Genomic DNA, 1,084 nt, shown 5'->3' with positions numbered 1-1,084 from the left:
AATTTATTTTAAATTATGAGGTGAATAAAATGAGTAATATATTATATTTAGTAACAGGTGCAACAGGATTTCTTCGTAGTACTATTTGTAGACAATTAATTGAGAGAGGGGATAAAGTAAGAGCCTTTGTTCTTCCAAATGACAAGGCAATTGAATATTTCCCAAAAGGAGTAGCTATTTTTAAAGGCAATTTATGTGACATAAATTCATTAGAAAAATTTTTTACAGTACCCAGTGATATGAAAACTATCGTTCTTCATATAGCAAATATAGTAACTGTAGACCCTACATATAATCAAAAAGTCATAGATGTAAATGTTGATGGAACAAAAAATATTATAAATTTATGCCTTTCTCATAAAGAATGTAAAAAACGAGTTTATTGTAGTAGTACGGGTGCAATCCCTGAACTACCTAAAGGAGAAGTAATTAAAGAAGTAAGTAAATTTGATGAAAATAAAGTCCTTGGATGTTATAGTCAATCAAAAACAATAGCTACTCAAGCTGTATTAGATGCAGTAAAAAATAAAGGATTAAATACCTGTGTTGTTCATCCAAGTGGAATATTAGGACCAGAAGATTTTGAAGTTGGAGAAACTACAAAAGTAGTAATTCAGATTCTTAACAGAGAAATACCAATGGGAATTTCAGGTTCATTTAATCTTTGCGATGTTATAGACTTGGCTAATGGCACAATTCTAGCATCAGATAAAGGAAAGTGTTGACAGTGTTATATCTTTGCCAATGAACAAGTTTAATTTAAGGATTTTTCTAAAATGCAGGAAAAAGAATCTAATTGCAAAAAGATGAAGATGTTCCTTCCATTAAGAGTTGCTAATTTCCTTGCTAGTATTCTTGAGAAGCAAGCAAAGAAAAAAGGTTCTAGACCACTTATGACTACTTTTTCTGTCTACAATTTAGCAAGAAATAATACTTTTGATTCTACTAAAGCAAAAACTGAACTTGGTTATACAGCACGTTCTTATGAAGAAACGGTTAAAGATCAAGTTGCTTGGCTAAGAAAAGAATGTAAATTAAATATTATTTAATGTTACAACTAAAAATACATGATATATGTGTCTAT

At 29.6% G+C, this 1,084-nt stretch carries 2 protein-coding genes; both read left to right on the top strand.

Features of this window, described 5'->3' with window-relative positions; all coding sequences use genetic code 11:
* The coding region (locus tag NSA58_RS20500) for an NAD-dependent epimerase/dehydratase family protein (protein WP_330652627.1) at positions 1–725 on the top strand (725 nt) is incomplete at its 5' end.
* Positions 726–776: 51 nt separating this feature from the next.
* Complete coding sequence (locus NSA58_RS20810) at positions 777–1,049, top strand: Rossmann-fold NAD(P)-binding domain-containing protein (RefSeq protein ID WP_330376056.1); 273 nt, start codon at positions 777–779, stop codon at positions 1,047–1,049.
* Positions 1,050–1,084 lie beyond the last annotated feature (35 nt).

Source organism: Terrisporobacter muris (assembly GCF_024621905.1).
GTDB lineage: Bacteria > Bacillota > Clostridia > Peptostreptococcales > Peptostreptococcaceae > Terrisporobacter > Terrisporobacter muris.
Note: the sequence above shows the minus strand (reverse complement) of the source record. Positions and strands in the feature narration are given on the sequence as shown.